Origin of the sequence: Paenibacillus sp. yr247 (assembly GCF_900103825.1) — a bacterium.
Lineage (GTDB): Bacteria > Bacillota > Bacilli > Paenibacillales > NBRC-103111 > Paenibacillus_E.
In genome coordinates this window covers 13,877-37,385 of the sequence record NZ_FNIF01000013.1, presented here as the reverse complement: position 1 = coordinate 37,385, position 23,509 = coordinate 13,877, and the positions used below count along the sequence as shown (strand labels likewise).

The window sequence follows — 23,509 nt, the reverse complement described above, 5'->3', positions numbered from 1 at the left end:
CTTATTCTGTTATGGACGGTCGGTCGAGGTAGACGGTCTTGAGCTGGGAGTAAAATTCCTTGGCCGATTTACCCTGTTCCCGGGAATTGGAGCTCGATTCCTTCATGCCTCCAAACGGGACATGCGGTTCCGCGCCCGCCGTCTCGGAATTAACATGCACGATGCCGCATTCCGCTTCATCGATGAAGTGCATGGCTTTGGCGATATCCCGGGTAAAGACCGCTGTGCTCAGGCCGAAGCTGCTTTGATTCACGAGTGAGATGGCTTTGCTAAGGTTGGCTGCAGAGACAACGGAAACCACTGGGCCGAATATCTCTTCCGTCGCAAGACGGCTTTCAGGCTTTACATTCGTGAAGACTGCAGGCGACACAAAATAGCCGTTCGAGTCGAGAGAAACTCCGCCCGACAATAGGCGTGCGCCCTCGAGTTGACCGATTTGAATGTACTTGAGAACTGTTTGTTGCTGATCGAGCGAAGCTAATGGTCCCAAATAAGTTTTAGGATCAAACGGGTCGCCGACCTGCAGATTACGGCAGCGATCAACCAACGCCTCAGTGAAGGAGTTCATTAATGACGCTTCAACGATCACTCGGCTCGTGGCGGTGCACTTTTGACCTGAAGAGCGCATTGCACCTCGAACGGTCATTTCTACAGCAAGTTCGAGATCGGCGTCGGAAAGCACAACCGCAGCATTTTTTCCGCCCATTTCGAGTTGGTATTTAACTCCACGCGAGGCGCATGAAATACCAATGCTTCGACCAACGCCGTTGGAGCCGGTGAAGGAGATGGCGCGCACCTGTGGATCATTCACTAAGGCGGCACCCAAGACAGATCCCCGACCATAAACGACATTCAGTACGCCTTCCGGGAGACCCGCTTCCAAAAGCGCCTGTGTAAGGTGATAGGACGTCAGAGGTGTTAAATCCGCCGGCTTCCATACCACCGTGTTGCCGTAGACTAAAGCTGGGGCAATCTTCCAAGCCGGAATAGAGATAGGGAAATTCCAAGGTGTGATTACCCCGACGATGCCGAGTGGTTCCCTGCGGGTATAGAGCATAGTGCGGGGGTCGGCTGCAGCATATACCTCACCCGTCTCCTGACGTGCTTCACCAGCGTAGTAGCGCAGAATTGCAGACGCTCGCATCGTCTCCCCCTTGGCCTCAGTAAATGTTTTACCCTCTTCGAGGGACAAGTCCCGGGCAATTGTATCGACTCGCGATGCAAGCAAATCGGAGGCCCGGTACAGAATCTCCCCTCTCTCCAAGAGACCCATTCTCCGCCATCCGGGATAAGCTGCTGCTGCAGCAGAGACCGCATCCTGCAGATCAAGCGGGTCGCTATCCGGAAATTGCGCTAAAATCTCTGAGCTTTGGCTAGGATTGAGGTTGGGGCGCAATTGTCCCGAACGTGATGCGGTCCATTGTCCGCCGATAAGATTATGATAGGTTTCCATCTGTTACAGCTCCTGTCTAATATTGTATGAATTATCCTTTAAGGGCTCCTGCCGTTAATCCCTTTGCGATTTGGTCTGACAACAGCATATAAAGAATTAAGACCGGCAGAAGCGCAATCAACATCCCAGCGAAGAGGTATACCCACTGGGCGGTAACTTCAGCGTTCACATCTAGATAATATAGACCTACAGCGACGGTATAATTGACCGAGCGGGTTATGAACACAAGTGCATAAAAGAATTCGTTCCATGCCCATAGAAAATTTACTACAAATACGGCGGCTATCCCCGGACCGGCCATAGGAAGGAATATCTTGATAAAGGATAGAAGAAGCGGAGCCCCGTCAACGGCTGCGGCTTCTTCCAATTCGTGTGGAATCGACTTGAAAAATCCGGACAAGTAATAGATAGAAAACGGCAGCATTAACCCTGTGTAGATGATGATCAACCCGATCTTGGTATTTACCAAGTGCAGATTTACCCATAGAAAATAGAGGGGTACGACGGCCAGAATGACCGGCAGCATAATCCCCACGAGGAAAAATTGCTGCAAAAATCCTGCCCATTTTACGCCACGAATTCGGGAAAGTGCATAAGACGCCAGCGTTGCGACAATCAGGGAAAGCGTCGTCGAGATGAAGCTGATTACGATGCTGTTGCCGAAATACGAGCCCATTTTGGCGCGCTGCCAGGCTTCAACAAAATTGGACCATTTCCATGTTTGTGGGAGTTGCCAGGGAAGAGAAGTGATAAATTCGGAATTGGCCTTAAGAGACTGCAGCGCAACCCAGATAAAAGCCCCAATCGTGAGGAAAGTATAGAAGCCGAGAATTAGATAAATCATCAACATTTTAGCCCGGATTGCGAGAGACATTGATCAACCTCCTAAAATTCATAGGATTCGCGACGATTCAAGCGATTCGCAAGCCAGGTGATCACTATGATCACAAACATCATCAGCGTAGCTAGTGCAGTGGAGTATCCGAACTTGTTGGAAACAAAAGCGATGCTGTATACATATGTAGCTGCGACCTCTGTTGAGTTCATCGGGCCGCCTTGGGTCATTACGAACACCCAAGCAAAAGCCTGAATAGCATGGATGATCCATAGAACGATCAAGGATCGCAGGACGTCCCAAAGAAGGGGGAGGCTTATGTGAAAAAACTGCTGTCGGTCGTTAGCTCCGTCCACCTTAGCGGCGTCGTACATATCGGTGGGAATGCGCTCCAGACCTGCGGAGATAAGTACAACATACATGCCGATACTGTGCGAGACAGATGCTACCGTTACTGCTAATAGCGCAGTATGGGTATTCCCCAGCCACGGGGTGGCAAGCGATTCCAAGCCTATCGCTTTTAGTAAGGCATTGAGCAGCCCCCAATTGGGGTTGAGGAAAAATTTCCATATCAGGGATGTGACTAACACCGATATGACCACCGGCGTGAAGATAATAAATCGAAAAAATCGCTTAATGCGTATGGGCTGGGACAGGCACCAAGCCAAAAAAATGGCAGGCACGAAGAGCATAAATAAGCTAAGGACGGTGTAGATCAGCGTGTGCTGTAAAGACGTCCAGAAAAATGGGTCATGGACGGCGTTAATATAATTTTTAAAACCTACGAAACTATACTTGGTCTTCAAGGAGCGATCAGTGAAAGAATACAGAATCGTCTGCACCATTGGTAAAATGAGTACGACCGTATAAAGCACAATCGCCGGCAGAACGAATGGCCAGAACAAGCGTTGGCGTAATCTCTCCAGCATACGAACCTCCTGAGAAAAAATAGTGGCGGGGGGGCGATTGCCTCCCCGCTCATTGATGTTTTACTGACCTCGGAGTCGAGTGAGATTGGTATCGATCTCCTGCACCATTTGCTCCGCTTTGACACTCTTGAAGTACAGGTGAGTGACAGGCAAGTACCAAGCATCAGCCCGCTGCTTGTCAAAGATGATCCCATAGTAGTAGTAGGTGAGTGAGGCGTTCGCCGCATCCTTCAGCATGCTGTCCAGTCCGGGAATGGAAGCGGGGGTCGGGACGCCCTCGTAAGGTGAGATGAAGCCAAGATCTTTGGCCCGTGTTGTCTGCTCTTCTTTAGAAGTAAGGGTACGAAGATATTCGACTGCGAGTTCCGGGTTCTTCGATTTATCGGCGGCGCTCCACTGAAAGACCGTGCCGAAAACGCCTTTTTGGTCACCCTGGCCACCCGGTACCGTTGGAAACGGAACGATTCCGATCTGAAAATCAGCGGGAATGGACTGCTTCATCTCGCCTACAAGCCATGAGCCCATTAGAATCATGCCGGCTTTGCCACGGAAAAATTCAGTCTGTGCGGCGGTGAAGTCTGTCCCCTCGAAGCCTTTCAGGAAGTCGCCATCGCCCACTAATTGCTCCAACTTCTTTGCAGCCCGCAGGAAGCCAGGGTTATCGGCGGCCTTCTTGTTGCCCCAAGCAACGTCCATCACCGCCTGCGTACCGACCTCTCTCTCCAGCAAATAGTCCCACCACATGCCCATATAGCCGTTGTTTGTTCCAGTGACAGCAATTGGATCTACTCCTTTAGCCTTCAGAGCAGCGGAAACCTGAATCAAGTCGTCCCATGTGGCCGGAGGTTTGAGTCCGTACTGATCGAACATCTTTTTATTGTAATAGAGTCCTAATACGATTGCCTGATCGGGAACTGCATAATACTGGCCTTTTAATTGCGCAAACGAGCGGAAAAGCGGCATGATCGAATCTTCCCAAGTTTTGCCGTCGTAATCGGAGCGCTTGGTCGTTTTCAAGGTGTCGGTCAAGTTTTTCAGTTGGCCTTCTTCCACCCAGTGATAGGAGCTGGTGTTGGCTCCGTTGAAGATATTGTCAACATCCAACGGATCGCCGCTTTTCCAGCGCAGTTCGAGTTGAGGGCGGGCTTTCGTATTAGAAAAAGTGTACGTCAACTGTGTACCTGGGAATTGTTTTGTCAAGTTATCGCCTACACGTTGGACCGCTTTAAAATTATCGGATCCTTCGGGCCATAGGGCTCCTACTTCCAGCGGGCCGCCTTTAATTTTTGTTGCTTGCATTCTAGGAGAAGGAGTACTGGTGACACTGGAGTCGCCAGTCGAGGCTGGAGTAGCACTGCTGCAGGCGGTCGTCGTTAAGAGACCAGTTAAGAGAATGGAGCTAATACAATGCTTTAAATTAATTTGCATGTCGTTCCCCCTTTGGTTCAATATGGTGAACTTAAGTACAGAGAAAGATTCTATAATTAATTTAGCATGTTGATGACATCATTTCAAGACAAAAATGCGAAAAAAACAATGATATGTTATGTAAAGAGACATCATTTTAAAATTCGACAAGAACTAACAGCGTTTTCAGTGGGAAAAAACGGAAGTTAATGTTAGAATATATAACATTAGCTGATGCATTTTCATGTTAGTTGATGGAATCGGACAAATTCCTCGGCTACAGCTCGGTTAATAAGATCAAGCAGCAGCTTCCCGTGTTCGGTACTGGCCTGGCCTGCGTTATCGCTGTAGCCGTCTATGGCTGCCCAACTACCATGACGCTGGATGAGCGGTCCGGCTGCCGGGTCTTTGTGCACGGAAGGGATAGGGCGATTGAGCGGCAGAGGAAGCAGATCGGTTTGCACCAACTCTGGATGTAAGGCCATCATTAACGATGTCTCGAAACCTCCGGCATGGCCGGGCACAATACCAAGGCTCGCCGCTGCTCCCTCCCGCAAGATCGTCTCCCAAGCGATCGTCCAATAGGATGCGGCTCCTGCAATCACCGGGTGACGCAGGGCCAGCTCGCGGGCAGCGAGCCTTACGCACTCCTCGTTGCCGCCGTGGGAATTGAGGAGATAAATTCGGCGGAAGCCGCTACTTACTAAGGAATCGGTTAAGTCTTTCAGCACTCGAAGCAGTGTTTCAGTGGAAAGAGATAAAGCGCCGGGATAAATCAAATGGTGATGCGAGGCGCCATAAACGACGACCGGACAGACCACAATCGGAATATCCCGATTGGCCTGCGAGGCGGCAGCAATGGAGATACTTTCAGCCAATAAAGAGTCTACCTGGACTGGAAGATGCGGTCCGTGTTGCTCAATCGCCGCCACAGGCAGCACGACGGTCGTTTCGGGTGCCCATTGTCCAATCTCTGTTCGGGTCAATTCGTGGAATCGCAAGCTCTGGGGTCTTACGTTGGATGTTTGCAATGGAAAAAACCTCCTTTACATATGTCTGAGTTCTATATTATACTTTTTTTAATCATTTTTGAAGTTCATTTCAAAATAATGAACTAATTTTATTGGAGGTGCTGTTGTGGAAGAAACTTATAAGTTTTTAGCAGGCTTAGGTTTTCCTACGAGAGATGCTCACGATCTTCCCGATTCGACCAAACGATTTCCAGATGGTGCCCAAGTCAGGATTGAAATCCCAAGCGTAGAAGGTCCAAACGTACTTGCTGCTGTAATAGAGGCGTCAAAAGAGTATGAAGTGCCCATCCATCGTGTTTCTCAAGGAAGCGGTATTATGCTCTGTACCGATGCGGAAATCCGCGAGATGTTCGCGCTTGCGGCCGGCCATGGTATTGAAGTGAGCTTATTTGTAGGGCCACGCACGACTTGGGATATTACGTCTGCCAGTCATACCCCGTCAGGTAAAGGTCAAGCTTTGCGCCATGAGGGGATGGATCAACTGGTTTATGCCTTGGAGGACATCAAGCGCGGCTGCCGACTGGGGCTCCGCGGAGTATTGGTAGCCGACGAGGGGCTCCTTTTGATTGTAAACGAGATGAAGAAAGCAGGCCAGCTGCCTGCCAATTTAGTGGTTAAGGTATCCGTATCCATGGGCGCCGCAAACCCTGTCTCGATCAGACATATCGAGGAGATGGGAGCGGGCACCTACAATGTACCCTCGTCACTTACACTTGCAAGGCTGGGGGCAATCCGCCAAGCTGTCAACATCCCATTGGATCTCTATGTGGAGTCCCCGGATGAGTTTGGCGGGGCGATCCGCTTCTATGAAATTCCGGAAATTGTGCGTGTCGTATCACCTGTCTATGTGAAATTCGGGCTTCGCAATGCAGCAAATGTTTATCCGAGCGGCGCTCATATTGAGCAGATGGCCGTGGCTCAATGTCGAGAGAAGGTACGGCGGGCTGCCCTAGGACTGGAGATTCTTCGCCGTTACTATCCCGAGGCGATCATGTCCGAGACAGGCGCCAGCGATCTGGCCGTGCCTCAAATTTAACCGCCGAATGGGGGAAACTCAGTGTCTAACCGTACTATAGGTATTGGTATTATCGGTTGCGGCGATATTGTTATGGCGCAGCACCTACCCGCTTTGATGGAGAATCCAGTGGTTCGTTTGACCGCCGTTTGTGATGCAGACCCGCAACGGGCGGAGCATGCCGCACTCATTTCGGGCGACGTATATCATACGACAGATTACCGGCGCATTCTAGCTGATGCAAATGTGGACGCAGTTCTAGTTTGCACACCCCCTTGGGTGACACCCGGTATTACAATCGATGCGCTGTACGCGGGTAAGGATGTTCTGTGCGAGAAGCCTATGGCCACATCGGTTGCAGAGGCGGAGAAAATGGCGGCCGCCGAACGGCAAAGCGGGAGCTTGCTTCAGGTAGGATTTACATACCGACACGGTCCGTTAATGGAGGCTCTGCAAAGCTGGATTGCCAGAGGCCGGCTCGGCCATCCTCTGCAAATCCGACTTGGTATATTCGACGAGATTTTGAACCCTGAGGGTGACCCTGAGCATTACGGACGTATTCTAAACACTTTACACCATGGACCGCCTTGTATTCACGATGGCGCCCATGCTGCGGACTATTTGGCCTATTTAACGGGCTCATCACCTGTGAGGGTAGTCGCCTACGGATTGACCTCCAGCCCTGAATTCCCTGCGCCCAATTATAATGCCGCCCATATTGAGTTTGCTAACGGTGATCGGGCTAAGCTGGAAATCGGTTGGTTTTACCCGCACCTGCCAAAGGGTGAATTCCAAATCCTGGGACCGGGCGGAATGGCTTATTTAGACCGGACTAACAATGAAGCGGTTATCATTGAGGGGAAGGTAACCGAGCGGGTGCAATTGTCAGAGGATAGGGCGCGGTCTTGCTTCCGGACGCAGCTTGCCAAGTTTACGGATCATATCCAAATGCGTAGAACCCCTGTACCTGGCAGTCGCGAAGGCATCGCAAGTCTTCGTCTCACCTTAGCTATCGCCGATGCGATGGCAACCGGGAACCCTGTGGAAATGAACCAGGAGGGAATAACGTGAATATTGACGCGCATGTACAGATCGGTGAAGGACGCTACCACCGTGTAGTTCCGGAACGTATATTGGAGCAGATGGACAGTTGCGGCATTAACCGAGCGTTGATCAGCCCGATCGACCGAGAGATGGCCGTTCACAACCGGGAAGGCAATGATCGGGTGCTCGCACTTGTTAAGCGGTATCCGGACCGGTTTCTCGCTTATGCAACAGCCAATCCTTGGTACGAAGGGGCGGCTGTTGCTGAACTGGAGAGGGCATTGGGGGAGGGGGCGGCAGCAGTCAAGCTGCATCCGCCACTACAAGGATTCATGATCATGGAGTCATTGGTTCATCCGCTGATCGAAGTCGCCGCCCGTCATCGCGCACCAGTCTATGTCCACACGGGTACACCGGCTTATGCCTTGCCATTGCAGCTCACAGAGCTTGCGTTAACTTTCCCTGAAGTTTCGTTTATCATGGGAAAAAACGGCAAGACGGACTTTTGGATCGATGCCTTTCCCGCTCTGGAAAGGGCAGCCAACCTATACGGGGATACTGCCCATGATTTCCCAGAGAGAGGGATGGCCCGCCTATGTAAGGTCATTGGGCCTGAGCGTATTATATTTTCCAGCAATCATCCTGTTTCTCGTATGACGCTCGAGGTGGAAAAGGTCAGGGCTATCGATGTAACCGAAGCAGAGAAGGCAGCCATATTAGGCGGAAATATGGAGCGGCTGTTGGCCGCGCGGTTCCGCTGATTCCTTGCATCGGATTTTAGAATGACAGGAGGCATGATCATGAAGGTCGACTTTCACGTTCACCAGCCAGGAAGGCTTGGGGACGGCACCTATCCTTATAAGTCCGAGGATTATATCGAATTCATGGATAAACATGCAATCGATATTAGTGTGATGCTTACAATAGACGGATTTTGGCAGGATCCGATCGCCTGCAATGACTACCTCTCTGAGTGGTGCGTATCGTTTCCAGATCGGCTAGTGCCCTTCTGTACGGTGGATCCGCGTAAATCGGGAGCTGACAAGGAAGTGGAGCGATGCGTTACCGAGCTGGGGATGAGGGGGGTTAAGTTTCACAATTGGCTGCAGGGATTCAGCCCCCTAGAAGCATTTATGGCACCTATCTGTGATGCAGCTGCAGCTTTAGGAATTCCACTTTTCTTTCATGACGGTACGCCTCCCTACTCCTCGCCCTTGCAGATTGCTGAACTTGCGGCGCGCCACCCGAAGCTTAAAGTGATCCTCGGGCATTCCGGACTTCACGATCTCTGGCCAGAAGCGATTGCTGCGGGTCGACGACATCGCAACGTCTACCTATGTATGTGTGCGACGCCGCCCTTTGCCATGAAGCAGATCGTCGAGCAGGTACCGCTGGAACAAATTGTGTTCGGTACGGACGGCGGGCTGTTTCATACAGCCGAACAGCCTTATGTTGATTACCGTTTTCGTGAATTTGACGCTCTGGAAATACCGATGTCAGACAAGGAGCGGATCCTAGGGTCAAACGCTATTCGACTATTAGGCAGATCCGTTGAAGGAAGGAGATGAAATTGTTGAAAATAATCCGCATTGAAACAATTCCTGTGCAAGTCCCTCTTCACCCGGAACGTGCTATACGTTCTGGTCGAGGCAACCATCTGGTCTCGCCATTCTTATTGGTTAAAGTTCATACCAATGAAGGCATCATCGGTTTGGGAGAGGTCTCCTGCACGCCCGGATGGAGCGGCGAGGATCAAGTGACGGCGGAACATTTCATTCGGAATTTCCTTGCGCCTCTAATGATCGGGGAAAACCCTTTAAACATTGAGGTATTGACGCAGCGCATTCAGAAACGAATCGCCCATAACACCTTTACCAAGGCTGCTCTAGAAATGGCTTTATGGGATATTCTCGGCAAAGTTGCCGGTCTCCCTGTCTATCATCTTTTAGGGGGACCAGTAAGGGAATTCGTACCCACCAAGTTTTCTGTCACTGGGGTAGAGCCGAATAAGGCTGCAGAGATTGCGGCTTGGGCGGTGGAGCAGGGCTTTAGCAAGATGAAGCTGAAGGTAGGGACGGGGCATGAGGAAGACGTTGCCCGTGTCAAAGCGGTGCGGAAGGCAGTTGGCCCAGCGGTTAAATTAGGTGTAGACGCCAATGGCGGTTGGTCACCCAGAGTGGCGGTACAAACGATAAACCGTTTGTATGATGAGGCAGGCATCTACTTCGCCGAGCAGCCGGTGCCTGCGCTGGATATGACATGGCTCGCTGATGTACGGGGGAAGGTACCCGTTCCGATCATCGCAGACGAAAGCCTTAATACGCCGCAGGATGCAATGGCTCTTGTACGAACTGGCGCCGCCGACGTCCTCTCTCTTTATGTAGGCAAAGGCGGCGGCATCGGTCCTGCTCGCAAAGTGGCTGCGGTTGCTGAAGCGGCAGGCATTACCTGTACGGTAGGCAGCAATCTCGAGCTCGGAATTGCCAGCGCGGCGATGATTCATCTCGCCATGGCGACACAAGGAATTGGAGCAGAAGAATATCCTTGTGATATTCTTGGACCGTTTTTCTATGAAGACATGCTTCTGCAGGATTCGCTGCCGATCAAAGGCGGAGAAGCGCGGCCGTTGGAACGGCCGGGACTGGGAGTGGAGCTCGACGAACAGAAGGTGGAGCATTACAGGGTTCGTTAGGAAAGCCCGAAAAAAAGCATCGGCAAATCAGTAGGGAGGGATAACGATGTACGTACCGCGCATCAACGGTGCTCGCATTAGCTGCGACTACATGTATCGGGGACAACGGATCGCGATGATGGAGAACGAAACGCTGGCGGTCACGCTGCTTCTCGATCAAGGAGGGAGCATAGTGGAATTTCGTTATAAGCCACTGGATGTGGATGTGATGTTTCGGGCTCCTTGGGGGATGCGTACATGGGGCAGTTGGATACCTACTGTGGCCAATCCGCGCGGGAACTGGATTGATCACTACCCCGGCGGATGGCAAACGGTTTTTCCGGCCGGCAGTGCAGCCTCTGTCTACAAAGGCGCTAACCAGGGGACGCATGGTGAAGTAAGCCTTATGGGTTGGGAGTATGAGGTGATTAAGGATACTCCTGAAGAGGTGGCTCTTTTGATGCGTGTTGAGGCTCAACGACTGCCGTTTCGCATGGAGCGTACGTTGCGGCTCAAGCGGGGCGGCGGGATCTTGGAGATTGAGGAGACGGTAGAGAATCTGAGCCCGCAGCCGCTGCACTGTATGTGGGGGCAGCATCCGGCGTTGGGCGAGCCGTTTCTGGGACCGGAGACGGAGCTGCATCTGCCTCCTTGCCGTATCTCCCGCTCTCCTTCCGGGGAGGACCTGCCAGGCCGGGTGGTGCCCGGGACGTCTGGGGCATGGCCGTACTTGCCTGGAAGAAACGGTCAGCCGATTGATTTACGGCGCATGCCACCTCGGGAGTACCCTGCGTCCGATATGCTTTTTGCCGCCGAACTGGCCGAAGGCTGGGCGGCGGCGTGCAACTCGCGGATCGGTATGGGCTTTGGCATGAGCTGGCCCCTTGAGCACTGGCCATACCTTTGGATTTGGCAGGAGTTGGGCGGAAGTGCAGACGCTCCCTGGTTCGGCCGTGCCTACACGATGGGGATTGAGCCTTTCAGCAGCATCCCGGATGAGGAGCTGCCAGGACTTGCTGGCGCTGTCGCCAATGGTACCGCGCTGCTCTTCGCCCCTTACGAGCGACGCTCACTGAAGTACCACGCTATCGTTTTTCCGTATGAGGGGACTTTGCAACGAATTTCACAGAATGGCGAAGTAGAATGGCAGATTGGGAGGGGCATGCATTGATAGATTACCATACGCATTTGGGAGAACCGAAACATTATAGTACCGAATATTTGGCTGAAGGCTTTAAAATGCGCGGCAAACCCGTACAACGAACTACTCCGGATGAGCACTACGAGGAAATGAAGCAGGTTGATAAATGTATCGTACTGGCCTTCCGCAGCCGTCACCTGGGGTTTGAAGTGCCTAACGAATACGTAGCTGAGTATTGCCAGAGGGATCCGCAAAAGCTGATCGGGTTTGCCTGTGTGGACCCGCATGACTACAATGCATTGGATGAACTAAAGGAATGCGTGCAAAATCTGGGCCTTAGGGGGCTGAAAACAAGTCCCATTTACCAAGCCTACGATCCGATGGACGAGAGGATGCTGCGAATTTACCGTTATTGCGAGGATAACAGGGTACCGATTCTGACCCATCAAGGAACCACTTTCCCACGCCGGGCCCCCATGCAATGGGCACACCCGGAGCAGGTGGAGAAAATTGCATTGGCTTTCCCTGAGCTCAGAATCATCATTGCGCACCTTGGTCATCCGTGGGAGAACGAGACTATTAGTGTAATCCGTAAGCATCCCCATGTTTACGCCGATGTCTCGGCGCTTTATTATCGGCCGTGGCAGCTCTATAACTCCCTCACGTTGGCTAAAGAATACGGGGTTTGGAAAAAATTAATCTTCGGAACGGATTACCCGATTTGCACCGTTGATGACTCGATCAAAGGACTTTGGAAAATGACCGAATATGCGCAAAAGATGCCTTTCCCAAGCTTCACGCCCGAGGATATGGAGGCTCTATTGAACAACAACATTTTGGCGGATCTTAATCTGGCTTAAAAGCATTAACGGAGGATGAGGAAATGAGCATGGGGAAGCAGGAGTTGTGGACAGACCGGGCGCCGGTTGCGGTAGGCGAGTACTCTCAAGGGTTGAGGGTCGGGGACTTCGTGTTCGTCTCAGGGCAGATTGGGCGAGATCCGGCGACCGGAGAGCTGGCGGAGGGTATTGAGGAGCAAACGGCACGTACGTTAGAAAATATTCTTGCTATTCTTGAAGCGGGGGGCGCAACGCTCGATGACGTGGTAAAATCAACGGTTCATCTTAAGGACATGAGCTTGTTCCAGGCCTTCAACCGGGTTTACGGCACGTACTTCTCACCCCCCAAACCCGTAAGGACTACGGTGGGCAGCTTTCTGCCCAAAGCTCTTGTGGAGATTGACGTGATTGCGTATTCTCCATTGAATCGGCTGACAAAACGGGACGAATGAATGGAGGTGATCTCCCTATGCCGCTGGCATTAACGAAGCAGTCCTTGGTTGATTCGTTCCGCCGTTTAGGCATTCATACCGGCACCCGCCTCGTCATCCATAGTTCCCTTCGCAGCCTCGGCCCTGTCGAGGGCGGCGCAGAGACTGTTCTTGACGCGCTGCTGGAGTGCATTGGAAAAAGCGGTTTGTTGATGGCACCCACTTTCACGTACAATAATGATATCTTCGACCCCGGAGCGACACCGGGCAGAACAGGCATGTTAAACGAGGTTCTACGGATACGCCGCGGCGCCGTTCGCTCCCATCACCCTACCCATTCGGTGACGGCTATCGGCGAGGATGCCGCGAAATTCTGCGAAGGACATCACGAAGTACCGGGTCTAGGTATCGATAGTCCTATGGACAAAGTGGCCAAGGCGGGTGGCGGCATTCTGCTGCTGGGTGTAGGTCATACGAGTAACTCTACGGTTCACGTAGGTGAATCGTATGCTGGTGTTCCTTATTTGGATATTCCATTCAACCCTCGCTGGCCCAGCCGTATCCCAATCGCGGGAGACATTCAACAGGAAGTGAACTTAACTGAATACCCAGGCTGCAGCCGCGCTTTCGGAGTTATCGAAGCTTCTCTTCGTCAGCGTGGAGTGATTCGAGACGGCTTGATCGGAAAGGGGCTAGCTCAGTGGGTGTCCGGGCAGGATGTGATCTCCGCGACTATGGACCTGTTAGAGCGAAATGCAGGTGCGTTGCTTTGCAGCGATCTGGACTGCTACCGTTGCAGCCGGGGCCATAAACGGCTTAGTGCAAGTTTATGGAAAGGAGAGGAAAATTAAACGATGAATAAAAGGGAATCCAAATCCCAGTTGATCCCAAATGTTGACCGGGCATTCAAGATTTTGGAGCTTCTAAGCGAATCCCCCCAAGGGATGCGCTTTGCTGATATCTACGAGCAGCTATCGCTGGCCAAAAGCAGTGCTTTTGTTCTTTTGGAGAACCTAGAGATGAAGGGATACATCGAAAAAACTCCTGAGGGTAAATTTCGTGCCACACTGCGGCTTTTTCAAATAGGCAGCCGGGTTCTGAACAATTTGGACGTTCGGTCCACCGCGCTTTCGTATATGATAGCCCTTCGCGATGAAATTGGTTTACAGGTTCATTTGGCCATGCTGGATGGCACGGATATTGTTTATTTGGAGAAAGTGGAAGGCACAGGCTTTATTAAGTTCGACACTTACGTCGGTAAGCGGACACCGGTACACCTGACCTCCGTGGGCAAAGCGATTGCAGCCTTCCTGACTGAGGAGCAGGTGGATGAGATTATAGCGGCCCGAGGACTAGGGGGAGGAACCGAAAAAGCAGTTGCTACAATGGCAGAGTTCAAGGCGGTGCTCCAGACCGTACGTGAGCTGGGATATGCGCTAGAGGATGAGGAAGAAGTGCTGGGAGTGCGGTGTATCGGCGCGCCGATCCGGAACCACTTGGGCGAGGTGACGGCTTCGATTAGTATCATTGGCCTGCACCGGGAGCTGCCGGTCGCCCGTATTCCGGAATTCGGCAAGAAGGTAATGGAGATGGCTGAGCGGATTTCGTCGGCTTTGGGCTGCCCGTCTCTGGTGTCTAACGTAGAGGTTTAGCGGAAGCGGAAGGAGTCGTTTTTTGTGTTAGCAGTGAACAATCACAAGGTTACCGTTTATGTAGGATCGTATGCGGGAACGGACGCTCCAAACCTTTACCGGTTTACGTTCGATTCGGTTTCGGGAGCGCTTCAAGTCACGGAACCGATTGTCGGTCTCGAGAATCCTTCTTTTTTCATTCACCATCCAGCTGGTCGTTATTTGTATGCTGCTGCGGGATTCCATGAAGGCAGCATTGTCGCGTATCGGTTCGACACAACCGAAGGTCTGATCGAGATCAACAGACAGCCGGTTCATGGGGGTCTGCCCTGCCACCTGAGCATAAATCCGGATGGAAGCGCGTTGTTTGTCACGAACTATCGAAGCGGAAACGTTGCTTTGCTGCCGATCCGGGAAAATGGAGCGTTGGATATCGTCAGTGACGTGTCCTTACATTCGGGCTCTGGCCCCATTCCATCCCGGCAGGAAGAACCGCATCCGCATGCGGTGGTTCAACATCCGGCGAGACCTTATGCAGTTGTCGCCGACCTTGGAATTGATCGTTTAATCGTATATGAGGCGGGGCCCGGACAGAAATCGTTGAAGCAAGTGGTTGATATAGCGCTTCGCTCTGGAATGGGGCCACGCCATTTATCTTTTCATTCTACTTTACAGATCCTGTATGTGATCGGAGAGCTGGATAGCACTGTCAGCGTATTCTCCTATTCATGTGATGGTCTATCCTTTACGGAGATTCAGTACATTTCTGCGCTTCCGTCCGGTTACACCGGTATCAATTATTGCGCGGATATTCACGTTTCACCGTGCGGAACGTTTTTGTACGGCTCGAATCGGGGACATGACAGCATCGCGGTTTTTCGCATCGACCCTTCCAATGGGACGCTATCAGCGCCTCGTCATACGCATACAGGAGGAAAAACGCCTATCGCATTCGCGTTGACCCCGGATGGGCGTTTCATACTTGTCGCCAATAAAGATTCCGATTCGATTGTCACGCTGGAAGTCGATCCAGTTACAGGCGAACTTAAGATGTTTAGTGAGTTGACGGGTATGGTTAAACCGACTTGTATATGGATGAGCAGGGAGGATGAACATAATGAAGTTGGGTTTTGCTGAACGTATTGTCACGCCTCCCGTCGGCACTTGGTTAGGGGGCTTTTCGAGCCGGACGGATCCTTCGCAAGGGGTCCGGGACGAGCTTCGCGCTCAAGTGGCATGGCTGCAAAGTTCTGATTTCGACCACATTATGGTTGTATTGGATCAAGTCGGTATTACTCAAGCCTGGACCGATGCCTTGCAGAAAAGCCTTTTCGAGGCTTGGGGGCTTAACGCCGATCAGGTGCTGGTCCATTGGACCCACACCCACTGCGCTCCGCTCTACAGGGAGCCAACGCCGGGCTTTGAGCATGCAGTATTCTCCCCGGATTATTTCGAAACGCTGCTCGAAGATGTCGTCGAGGTGTGCCGTGCGGCCAAGGAGAATCTAGAAACCGTATCGTTTTCATTCGGAAGCGGTAGCTGCGACCTAGCAGTTTCACGTCGTCTGATCAAAGATGGCGTAAATCTGTTCGCCGCGAACCCGTTCGCTGCTGTGGATCATGAGGTGCCCGTATTGGCAGCTTACCTTCCCGATGGGAGCTGTAAACTCATTCTGTTCAGCTATGGCTGTCATCCTACCATGACGAACAATTTGCTTTTCTCGGCGGAATATCCTGGAGTTGCGCGTCGGGTAATCGAATCTCGCGTATTGGGCGCTCGGGTTATGTTCCTTCAGGGCTGCGGTGCCGATGCCGTGATCGGCGTCCACAGCAGCGAGAAGGAACGCTACCTTCTGGATGACCAATGGGAGGACATGGAGGCAACTGGTCGCTGTCTTGCTTGGAAAGTGCTGCTTATATTAGCCCATAAAATGGAACCCATATCGGGCAATACCTTGTCCAGCTTCACCATTTCTCGTAATCTATCCTTTGAACATTTCCCTGCCCGTGCCGAGCTTGAGGAACGTGCTTGCGGCACGCATCTCGGCGATGCCCGCTGGGCACGCTATCAGCTGCAGCGATTTCAGGAGGAGCCTGTTTGGCCCCAGAGCGTAGAAGCCCGATTTCACGGACTTCGGATCGGCGACGTCTATATCCTGGGTCAGCCTGGAGAGGTGACGTCCGCTTACGGCCTTCGCGTGAAGGAACGTCATCCGCGGATGAGACTGATTACCCTAGGCTATTGCCATGCCCAAATCGGCTATATCCCGCGTCGATCGATGTACGACGAGGGAGGCTACGAGGTGGATGCATGGCGCACGTGGGGTTATCCATCGCGTTGGGACCGGAACATCGAGCAATTATTCGAGTCAGCCGCGGAAACTGTAATATCCCGCTTGCTGTAAGCAGAGAAAACTTATTAATTTCAGTTGCTCAATGTGTATAATGAAAAACGATACTGTTCACACACCTATTCTGTAATGCATGACGATTGTATGTCTGCATAGAGAGTAGGTGTTTTTTTCTTATCATTCAATCAACAGAGTTTTCTGGTTGGTCTATTTTTCAGGGGCGTCTTATGATGGCAGTAATCGAGAATCAGAACGTATTAAAACAGAACATAAAAGAGATGAAGATGGCGGGACAGTAGTTCTAGAACTGGAAATAAGTAATAAGTGTCTTGATGTTAATGTTAGATGGGGATGGTTGTGCAGAAATTCACATATATGCTTATCATGAATTAAAGTTTTGCACCACAACCGTTTACACAGTCTATTTTACAAACTCCCAAAACATCGTCTTCATGGCAGTCCGTCTGGTTCCAGGTTCGAAGCATCGGTTTGAATTACGGTAGCAACAGCCCTTGGTTTCCAGTAGCCGCACGTTTCTATCATAACTTCTTCTAGCTAATTTCAAGTGGATATGCTGCCAGACCTTTTCAACATGAGGGTCTGTTCGATTCTGCCTTTCCGCTAACGTAAGGACTTTTTACGGTTCACCCTAGTAACACTTGATTCAATTCAACAACTGTTCAGCATTCCTGCATGTTTTGAAACCGCGTATGGAAGTTGTATTTTTCTTATCCCGCAATTCATTTCACTAAATTGACAAGACTACCATATTTTCATTCATTAAAACACACAATTACGTTAAAAAAAACATATCCGTTTAAAGTCTGTTTTATTAAACTATGACTAAGTAAAATTATCCAGAGGAATGTGGAATAAACTGGAAACAAGAAGGAGGTGCTTTTATGAGTTTAATTCTTGGCGTTGCAAAAGTAGACATAACACCGGAAAAGCCTATTCCGCTTGCAGGCTATGCACTCAGAGAAAATTTTGTATTTGATGCGGTTAATCATCCGCTATATGCTACAATTTATTTTTTTCAGGAGCGGTCGGAGAATGATACTACAATTAGCAGCAGCTTACTTGTTTCTGCGGATCTCCTTTGGTGGGGTTCAGACAGGATGCAGGGTATTTATGGCAGATTACAAGAAAGATGGGGGATTTCTCCAAATCATGTAATTTTGAATGCCACCCATACGCATTCTGGGCCACAAACGAGTACGTATTTTCCACGCATCGGCATGGTAGATCTGGATTATCTCGACACCCTTGAAGACAAGTTGTTCGCCGGTATTGAGCTGGCTTGGAGCACAATGGAGCCTGTTCGGGTGGAACGCGGATTAGGAAAATGTTCCATTGGTATCCATCGCAGAAAGTGGTTTGAAGGTAAAATAATGATGAAGCCAAACGAAGAAGGTCCTGTGGATCCGGAGGTCAATGTCATTCGTTTCGTTAAATCCGATGAAATTACAAAGGCCATTCTCGTCCATTATACATGCCACCCAACAACGACAAATGACAATAAAGTTTCCTTCGAATTTCCGGGCAAAGCCATGCAATATGTAGAGCAAAGCATAGGAAATGGGAGTGTAGCCGCCTTCTTGCAGGGATGCTGCGGGGATATTCGACCGAGATTGATTCGTGACGGTGATTTTTATCGTGGGGGCGATTATGAAGTTTGCCATTATGGCAGACAACTAGCGGATGAGGTTTTATCCGTTTTGCAAACAAGTATGCAGCAGCTCGCTCCACGCTCGTTAACCGGGATGAGAATGACAACCCTGCTCAATCTGCAGCAGCTTCCTGGAAGGGACTTCTTAATTAGTTTGTCGAAAAATGACAATAGTGCAAGGTCCGATTGGGCGGCTTTGCTGCTGAAGGAACCAGAGCGGATGCTGCCCTATCGAAATTTGGAAATGACACGCTTAGACATAGCCGAAGGTCTCTCCTTTCTTTCATTTAATGGGGAGGCGGTGGTTGAATACGGGCTCATGATCAAAGCAATGTCTGGCGGTAGGATTCTTCCCGTTCCTTACAGCAACGGCATGATTGGCTACTTGCCAACACGGCTGCAGGTTGAGGAAGGGGGCTACGAATCAAATGATTTTATTGTCGGATTCGGTTTACCCGCTCCCTTTGATGCTGGATTGGAGGATGCTATTCGAGAGCAACTGTCTACTTTAGTTAAGGTTCCATAGGAAGGATTTGATGTACCTGATGAAATTTTTTCTTTCGAAAGAAGATATTACACCTGATCGTCCGGTTTTTTTAGCGGGTTATGGAGATAGAAATCGAAAGAGTGAGGGCGTACTTGATCCGATATATGCACAGGTTGTCTTACTCAAGTCCAATAAGACGTTACTCATACTTACCTTTGACTTTTTAGGCGGCGATCGAAGTTTTGTTACTGGAATGAAGAACGAATTGAAACGTAATTTTGGTTTTCAGGAGGATGATATTTTAATCAACTTTTCTCATACCCACTCTTCTATATTTGTAACTGGCGAAGACCCCGATCTTAGGAGGGGGAACTACAGTATCGATCAGGAAAAGTGGCCGGAAACCAAAGAGGATGTCAATTTTACTGAAGATATCCGTTACTTTCTCTTTATCAAGAATAAAGTTGTGCAAATGGTATTGTCAGGCATGAAGCAATGGATTGAGGGAACAGTTCAACTATTCCGAGGGACTTCAAATTTGGCGTTAAATCGGAGATTGGTTACCGCAGAAGGTACGAAGTTCGCGCCAAACTATAATGGGGAATTCGATAATGATTTACTTGTGCTTCAGTTAAGCGATACAAATCATACTAAGCGAGGGATTCTATTCTTTTATGCGTGCCACCCTGTATGCCGTAACAGCTACCAAATTTCATCTGATTATGTTGGGATTACACGTGTTGAAATAGAAAATTATTTCCCTGAATCTATCGCCATTTTTATCCAAGGATGTGCGGCGGAGCTCAGGCCGAGAAAAAGTGCGTGCGGCGATATCTTTAAGAAATTGACTGAGGATGAAATCCAAGAGATAGGGTCAGGGTTTGCTAACGAAATAGTCGGCTTACTGAACAATGATAACGGCGTAATTATAAACGGAGATTTTCGCACTAAGTTAGTTGATGTACAGCTGCAAACTACGGAGATGAGCCTTGCCGAAATAGAGTCGATTTTAACTGACCCAACAAAGGGCGAGGCGCGTAAACGTGCCGCCCGAAGGATGATTCGGGCGATCCGCGAAGGTACGGAAAAACGCAGTATCCAGCATTACATTCAGTGCTGGGATTTGGACCGTCAAACCAGGCTAATCGCTATGGAGGGGGAGGTTTCTACAGAATACTCCTTAAAAATCAAAAAATTATTTTTGAACAAGACAACAATTGTGCTTGGCTACAGTAATGGGGTATCCACTTATATTCCCACCGCAAAAATGGCTTTGGAGGGTGGATACGAAACGGAAATAGTCTTGACGCACGATCTAAGAGGACCGTTGACCCCCGACGTGGAACAAACAATCTTTGAACAAATAGTTAACATGTAAAAAAATGATTCAGGAGGGATTAGGTATGGAAAAAAAATTAGCGATTCACGGTGGTAAAGCTGTTCGAAACTTACCACTCCCCCCCATGGTACGCGGCGGACTCGTACTTGGAGAAGAGGAGGCGAAGCTTGTAGAACAAGTCGTTCTTGCGAAATCGCCTTTCCGATATTATGGCTTGAATTCCCTGAATTGTGTGACCCAACTGGAAGATCAAATGGCAGCTGATTTCAATGTTCCGTATGTATTGGGTGTAACCTCTGGAACTTCTGCCCTAATTGTAGCTTTAAAAGCACTCGGTATTGGTTATGGGGATAAAGTGATCATACCCGCCAATACGTTTACTGCTACGGCTGGTTCGGTTATCTGCTGCAACGCTGTTCCGGTTTATGCGGATATAGATGAAAGCATGAATATGGATCCGGATGATTTGGATAGGATTTACGATGAGGAAGTTAAGGCGATTATAGCTGTTCATATTAACGGGAATCCATGTGATATGGATCGGATTATGGCATTTGCCCGCAAGCATTCTATTTACGTAATTGAGGATGTAGCCCAATCACTAGGAACGAAGTATAAAGGACAACAGGCCGGTACCATCGGTGACATAGGTGCTTACAGTTTTCAAATGCAGAAGGTTTTGACTGCCGGTGAGGGTGGAGCGATTGCTACAAGAAATCCAGAATGGTTTGAACGGGCCGTTCGTTATCATGACCAGGGTGGATTTCGGGAAAAATCGAGATACCAAATGGAAACGACGGATGAAGCAAATGGTATGGTAGGTCAAAATTACCGAATGAGTGAGCTTACGGGTGCCGTTCTTCTCGAACAGTGGAAAAAGCTTGACTTCATCATCTCAACTGCGCAGAAGCATCATCGTTCGATTTGCAAGAAACTACAAGAGAGTATACCGGGAATTCAATTGCGTAAATCCATGGATATTGAAGGGGACAGCCGATCTGTTCTGGGAATTTTCTTGCCAACCTCGGAAAAAGCAGATGAGTTTTCCCGTGCGGTAGAAGCTGAAAGCGTAACCTGCTTTAAAATGTACGGCGGTAAACCTGTATACATGATCCCTTACTTGATGAATAAGCAAACAGTGGATAGAGATCATTTTCCTTTTAATTATCCATTCCGTCATCCTGTCATTTATGAAAAAGGGATGTGTCCTAGAGCCGAAAATTTGCTTTCACGCTACGTCCACATACCCATCAATCCGATGTTAACAGAAGCAGATGCAGACGATATTGCGGAAGCGATTATTAAAGTATATATCGGTTTGGGATTAGCCTAAACTTCATTGGAGGGTGTTGAATGGCAGATCTAAAACTCGGAATGATCGGACTTGATACATCGCATGTAAAAATATTTGTACAGTTGTTAAACGAAACTGAAAATGAACAGCACGTTTCTGGGGGGAGGGTAGTGATCGGTTATCCAGGTGGTTCGTCCGATTTTAAGCTCAGCATGGATCGCGTAGAGGGTTATACAAGCGAACTTCGTGATAATTACGGCATTAAAATAGTCGATACGCCTGAGCAAGTTGCCGATTTCGCCGATGCGATTCTTTTAACAGCCGTTGACGGACGATCCCATCTCGATCTATTCCGCACAATTGCCCCATTCGGGAAGCCAGTGTTTATTGATAAGCCTTTAACGGTAAGTTATAAAGATGCCGTTGCTATTATGAAAATTGCCGAGCACTATAAGGTTACCGTGATGAGTTGCTCTGTTCGGCGGTATGCGCAGAGGATTCTGCAGGCAAAAACCAACAATGATTACGGGGCTATTGTGAACGTGGATTGTTTTGGAACACTTGCTTTTGAGTCGACGCAGCCAGGTTTTTTCTGGTATGGAATTCATATCGTTGAATGTCTATATGCTTTGCTCGGAAGTGGTTGTAAAGAGGTTATTACTTTTGCTGGTGAGGCTAGCGATATTGTTATAGGGACTTGGGAAGATGGCAGAGTGGGAAGCATGCGTGGAAATCATTTGCTCAATAAAAGCCAAGGGGTCTGGATCCATCGGGAAAAAGCAACCGAGTTCATCGATACTTCAGTTGAGGAAAAGTCGAAATACGTTACCATGCTGGAACAAATAATCAAGATGTGCAACACGGGCAAGTCTGATATAGATCCTCTGGAAACGATCGAAATCATTAGATTCATTGAAGCTGCTAACGAAAGCCGGATAACTGGCAAAACCGTTAGGCTGTAAAATAAGGATGGTGAAAGCAATCGAAGCGATTAGAATTGAGCCTTTAAAAACAAAACAGTTCGACAAACTAAAGGTTAATGTATTTGATAGCAGACGATCATTGGGTGTTTCTGCTGGTATAGATGCTGCGGCTAAAATAAAAGAATTGTTGGCTAGCCAAAAGCAGTTGCGGATGATCTTCGCGGCAGCGCCTTCCCAAAATGAATTTTTAGAGACTCTTTGCACAATAGAGGGCATAGACTGGTCACGCATTACGGTCTTTCACATGGATGAGTATATCGGGCTTTCAGTGGATGCGCCACAGCGGTTTGCTCGATATTTGTGCAATAAACTGTTCGATCGGGTACAACCTAGAGAAGTTTTATTGATTGACAGCACACAATCTTCTGAAGAAGAATGTGCCAGGTACTCCGCTCTTTTGCAGCAAGCACCGATTGACATCGTCTGCCTAGGGATCGGTGAGAATGGACATATCGCGTTTAATGACCCAGCCGTGGCCAATTTTCAAGATGAGCAAACTGTTAAAGTAGTCGAACTCGATACGGCTTGCCGGCAACAACAGGTGAATGATCGTTGTTTCGCGGAAATCGGTGAGGTACCGACTCATGCAATGACTCTGACCATACCGACACTAATGTCAGGTAAACATCTATTCTGCATGGTGCCAGGCTTATCCAAGCGGGTAGCTGTGCGGCGTACTTTAAATGAAGCAATTAGTATCGCATGCCCGGCAACCATTCTGCGCCAGCATCCGGATTGCAGTTTATATGTAGATATGGAGTCATACGGAGAATAACACCGTTGAGATGAAGCTGAAATAATTTTGTAATCATTAGTGGAAAAATGGCCCTAACAAATGTCTGATAACAGGCATTATTAGGGCTAAAATTGTTTGAAATAAATGTTTAAATAATCAGTTTATTTAATGAATTAAAATGTTATATTATATAACATAAAGTATAAATGTCTTTGCGTTTTTAA

At 49.4% G+C, this 23,509-nt stretch carries 22 protein-coding genes; 17 read left to right on the top strand and 5 right to left on the bottom strand.

Annotation, left to right across the window (positions count from 1 at the left end):
* Position 1: 1 nt before the first annotated feature.
* The 5 genes from BLT91_RS19585 to BLT91_RS19565 form a co-directional block, all read right to left on the bottom strand.
* Positions 2-1,453, bottom strand: coding sequence for an aldehyde dehydrogenase family protein (locus BLT91_RS19585; RefSeq protein ID WP_090824002.1), 1,452 nt, complete (start codon positions 1,451-1,453; stop codon positions 2-4).
* 31 nt (positions 1,454-1,484) lie between these two features.
* Complete coding sequence (locus BLT91_RS19580; protein ID WP_090824000.1) at positions 1,485-2,327, bottom strand: carbohydrate ABC transporter permease; 843 nt, start codon at positions 2,325-2,327, stop codon at positions 1,485-1,487.
* Positions 2,328-2,338: 11 nt separating this feature from the next.
* Positions 2,339-3,217: a carbohydrate ABC transporter permease gene (locus BLT91_RS19575; RefSeq protein ID WP_090823998.1), complete on the bottom strand. Its 879-nt coding sequence runs from the start codon at positions 3,215-3,217 to the stop codon at positions 2,339-2,341.
* Between the two features lie 60 nt (positions 3,218-3,277).
* Complete coding sequence (locus tag BLT91_RS19570; RefSeq protein ID WP_217635253.1) at positions 3,278-4,516, bottom strand: ABC transporter substrate-binding protein; 1,239 nt, start codon at positions 4,514-4,516, stop codon at positions 3,278-3,280.
* A gap of 350 nt (positions 4,517-4,866) precedes the next feature.
* On the bottom strand, positions 4,867-5,655 hold the full coding sequence (locus tag BLT91_RS19565; RefSeq protein WP_090823994.1) for a creatininase family protein: 789 nt from the start codon (positions 5,653-5,655) through the stop codon (positions 4,867-4,869).
* Positions 5,656-5,761: 106 nt separating this feature from the next.
* On the opposite strand from BLT91_RS19565, the gene BLT91_RS19560 reads away from it, so the two are divergent.
* The 17 genes from BLT91_RS19560 to BLT91_RS19480 all read left to right on the top strand — a co-directional run bounded on the left by BLT91_RS19560 (position 5,762) and on the right by BLT91_RS19480 (position 23,324).
* Entirely contained in the window at positions 5,762-6,691 is a 930-nt protein-coding gene (locus BLT91_RS19560; protein ID WP_090823992.1) for a U32 family peptidase, read from the top strand.
* Positions 6,692-6,712: 21 nt separating this feature from the next.
* A complete protein-coding gene (locus tag BLT91_RS19555) occupies positions 6,713-7,741 on the top strand; it encodes a Gfo/Idh/MocA family protein (RefSeq protein ID WP_090823990.1) in 1,029 nt (342 codons plus the stop codon).
* Complete coding sequence (locus BLT91_RS19550) at positions 7,738-8,475, top strand: amidohydrolase family protein (RefSeq protein ID WP_090823989.1); 738 nt, start codon at positions 7,738-7,740, stop codon at positions 8,473-8,475. Before BLT91_RS19555 ends, BLT91_RS19550 begins: the two co-directional genes overlap by 4 nt.
* 39 nt (positions 8,476-8,514) lie before the next feature.
* The gene (locus tag BLT91_RS19545) at positions 8,515-9,282 is read left to right on the top strand and encodes an amidohydrolase family protein (RefSeq protein ID WP_175532411.1); all 768 of its coding nucleotides are present in this window, start codon (positions 8,515-8,517) and stop codon (positions 9,280-9,282) included.
* A gap of 5 nt (positions 9,283-9,287) precedes the next feature.
* Entirely contained in the window at positions 9,288-10,406 is a 1,119-nt protein-coding gene (locus tag BLT91_RS19540; protein ID WP_175532410.1) for a mandelate racemase/muconate lactonizing enzyme family protein, read from the top strand.
* Positions 10,407-10,452: 46 nt separating this feature from the next.
* Entirely contained in the window at positions 10,453-11,556 is a 1,104-nt protein-coding gene (locus BLT91_RS19535; protein ID WP_090823982.1) for a DUF4432 family protein, read from the top strand.
* Positions 11,553-12,386, top strand: a complete 834-nt coding sequence (locus BLT91_RS19530) for an amidohydrolase family protein (protein ID WP_175532409.1) — start codon at positions 11,553-11,555, stop codon at positions 12,384-12,386. The genes BLT91_RS19535 and BLT91_RS19530 overlap by 4 nt, the downstream gene beginning before the upstream one ends.
* 23 nt (positions 12,387-12,409) lie before the next feature.
* Positions 12,410-12,817, top strand: coding sequence for a RidA family protein (locus tag BLT91_RS19525; protein WP_368086834.1), 408 nt, complete (start codon positions 12,410-12,412; stop codon positions 12,815-12,817).
* A gap of 17 nt (positions 12,818-12,834) precedes the next feature.
* Positions 12,835-13,647 carry an AAC(3) family N-acetyltransferase gene (locus tag BLT91_RS19520; RefSeq protein WP_175532408.1) on the top strand — a complete coding sequence of 271 codons (813 nt, stop codon included), beginning with the start codon at positions 12,835-12,837 and terminating at the stop codon, positions 13,645-13,647.
* 3 nt (positions 13,648-13,650) lie between these two features.
* Positions 13,651-14,448, top strand: coding sequence for an IclR family transcriptional regulator (locus BLT91_RS19515; RefSeq protein ID WP_090823976.1), 798 nt, complete (start codon positions 13,651-13,653; stop codon positions 14,446-14,448).
* Positions 14,449-14,472: 24 nt separating this feature from the next.
* Complete coding sequence (locus BLT91_RS19510; protein ID WP_090823974.1) at positions 14,473-15,564, top strand: lactonase family protein; 1,092 nt, start codon at positions 14,473-14,475, stop codon at positions 15,562-15,564.
* A gap of 343 nt (positions 15,565-15,907) precedes the next feature.
* Positions 15,908-16,831: a hypothetical protein gene (locus tag BLT91_RS19505; protein ID WP_141225038.1), complete on the top strand. Its 924-nt coding sequence runs from the start codon at positions 15,908-15,910 to the stop codon at positions 16,829-16,831.
* Between the two features lie 848 nt (positions 16,832-17,679).
* Positions 17,680-18,972: a neutral/alkaline non-lysosomal ceramidase N-terminal domain-containing protein gene (locus BLT91_RS19500; RefSeq protein ID WP_090823970.1), complete on the top strand. Its 1,293-nt coding sequence runs from the start codon at positions 17,680-17,682 to the stop codon at positions 18,970-18,972.
* Between the two features lie 10 nt (positions 18,973-18,982).
* The gene (locus BLT91_RS19495; RefSeq protein ID WP_090823968.1) at positions 18,983-20,311 is read left to right on the top strand and encodes a hypothetical protein; all 1,329 of its coding nucleotides are present in this window, start codon (positions 18,983-18,985) and stop codon (positions 20,309-20,311) included.
* A gap of 25 nt (positions 20,312-20,336) precedes the next feature.
* Complete coding sequence (locus BLT91_RS19490; protein ID WP_175532407.1) at positions 20,337-21,605, top strand: DegT/DnrJ/EryC1/StrS family aminotransferase; 1,269 nt, start codon at positions 20,337-20,339, stop codon at positions 21,603-21,605.
* Between the two features lie 20 nt (positions 21,606-21,625).
* Positions 21,626-22,528: a Gfo/Idh/MocA family protein gene (locus BLT91_RS19485; RefSeq protein ID WP_090823963.1), complete on the top strand. Its 903-nt coding sequence runs from the start codon at positions 21,626-21,628 to the stop codon at positions 22,526-22,528.
* Between the two features lie 7 nt (positions 22,529-22,535).
* Positions 22,536-23,324, top strand: coding sequence for a glucosamine-6-phosphate deaminase (locus tag BLT91_RS19480; protein WP_175532406.1), 789 nt, complete (start codon positions 22,536-22,538; stop codon positions 23,322-23,324).
* The last annotated feature ends 185 nt before the right edge of the window (positions 23,325-23,509 follow it).

Coding starts and splice junctions, on each gene's coding strand:
- BLT91_RS19490 (WP_175532407.1), top strand. CDS start 20,337: ATGGAAAAAAAATTAGCGATTCACGGTGGTAAAGCTGTTCGAAACTTA.
- BLT91_RS19480 (WP_175532406.1), top strand. CDS start 22,536: ATGGTGAAAGCAATCGAAGCGATTAGAATTGAGCCTTTAAAAACAAAA.
- BLT91_RS19575 (WP_090823998.1), bottom strand. CDS start 3,217: ATGCTGGAGAGATTACGCCAACGCTTGTTCTGGCCATTCGTTCTGCCG.
- BLT91_RS19520 (WP_175532408.1), top strand. CDS start 12,835: ATGCCGCTGGCATTAACGAAGCAGTCCTTGGTTGATTCGTTCCGCCGT.
- BLT91_RS19495 (WP_090823968.1), top strand. CDS start 18,983: ATGTACCTGATGAAATTTTTTCTTTCGAAAGAAGATATTACACCTGAT.
- BLT91_RS19585 (WP_090824002.1), bottom strand. CDS start 1,453: ATGGAAACCTATCATAATCTTATCGGCGGACAATGGACCGCATCACGT.
- BLT91_RS19580 (WP_090824000.1), bottom strand. CDS start 2,327: ATGTCTCTCGCAATCCGGGCTAAAATGTTGATGATTTATCTAATTCTC.
- BLT91_RS19485 (WP_090823963.1), top strand. CDS start 21,626: ATGGCAGATCTAAAACTCGGAATGATCGGACTTGATACATCGCATGTA.
- BLT91_RS19535 (WP_090823982.1), top strand. CDS start 10,453: ATGTACGTACCGCGCATCAACGGTGCTCGCATTAGCTGCGACTACATG.
- BLT91_RS19515 (WP_090823976.1), top strand. CDS start 13,651: ATGAATAAAAGGGAATCCAAATCCCAGTTGATCCCAAATGTTGACCGG.
- BLT91_RS19500 (WP_090823970.1), top strand. CDS start 17,680: ATGAGTTTAATTCTTGGCGTTGCAAAAGTAGACATAACACCGGAAAAG.
- BLT91_RS19545 (WP_175532411.1), top strand. CDS start 8,515: ATGAAGGTCGACTTTCACGTTCACCAGCCAGGAAGGCTTGGGGACGGC.
- BLT91_RS19570 (WP_217635253.1), bottom strand. CDS start 4,516: ATGCAAGCAACAAAAATTAAAGGCGGCCCGCTGGAAGTAGGAGCCCTA.
- BLT91_RS19525 (WP_368086834.1), top strand. CDS start 12,410: ATGAGCATGGGGAAGCAGGAGTTGTGGACAGACCGGGCGCCGGTTGCG.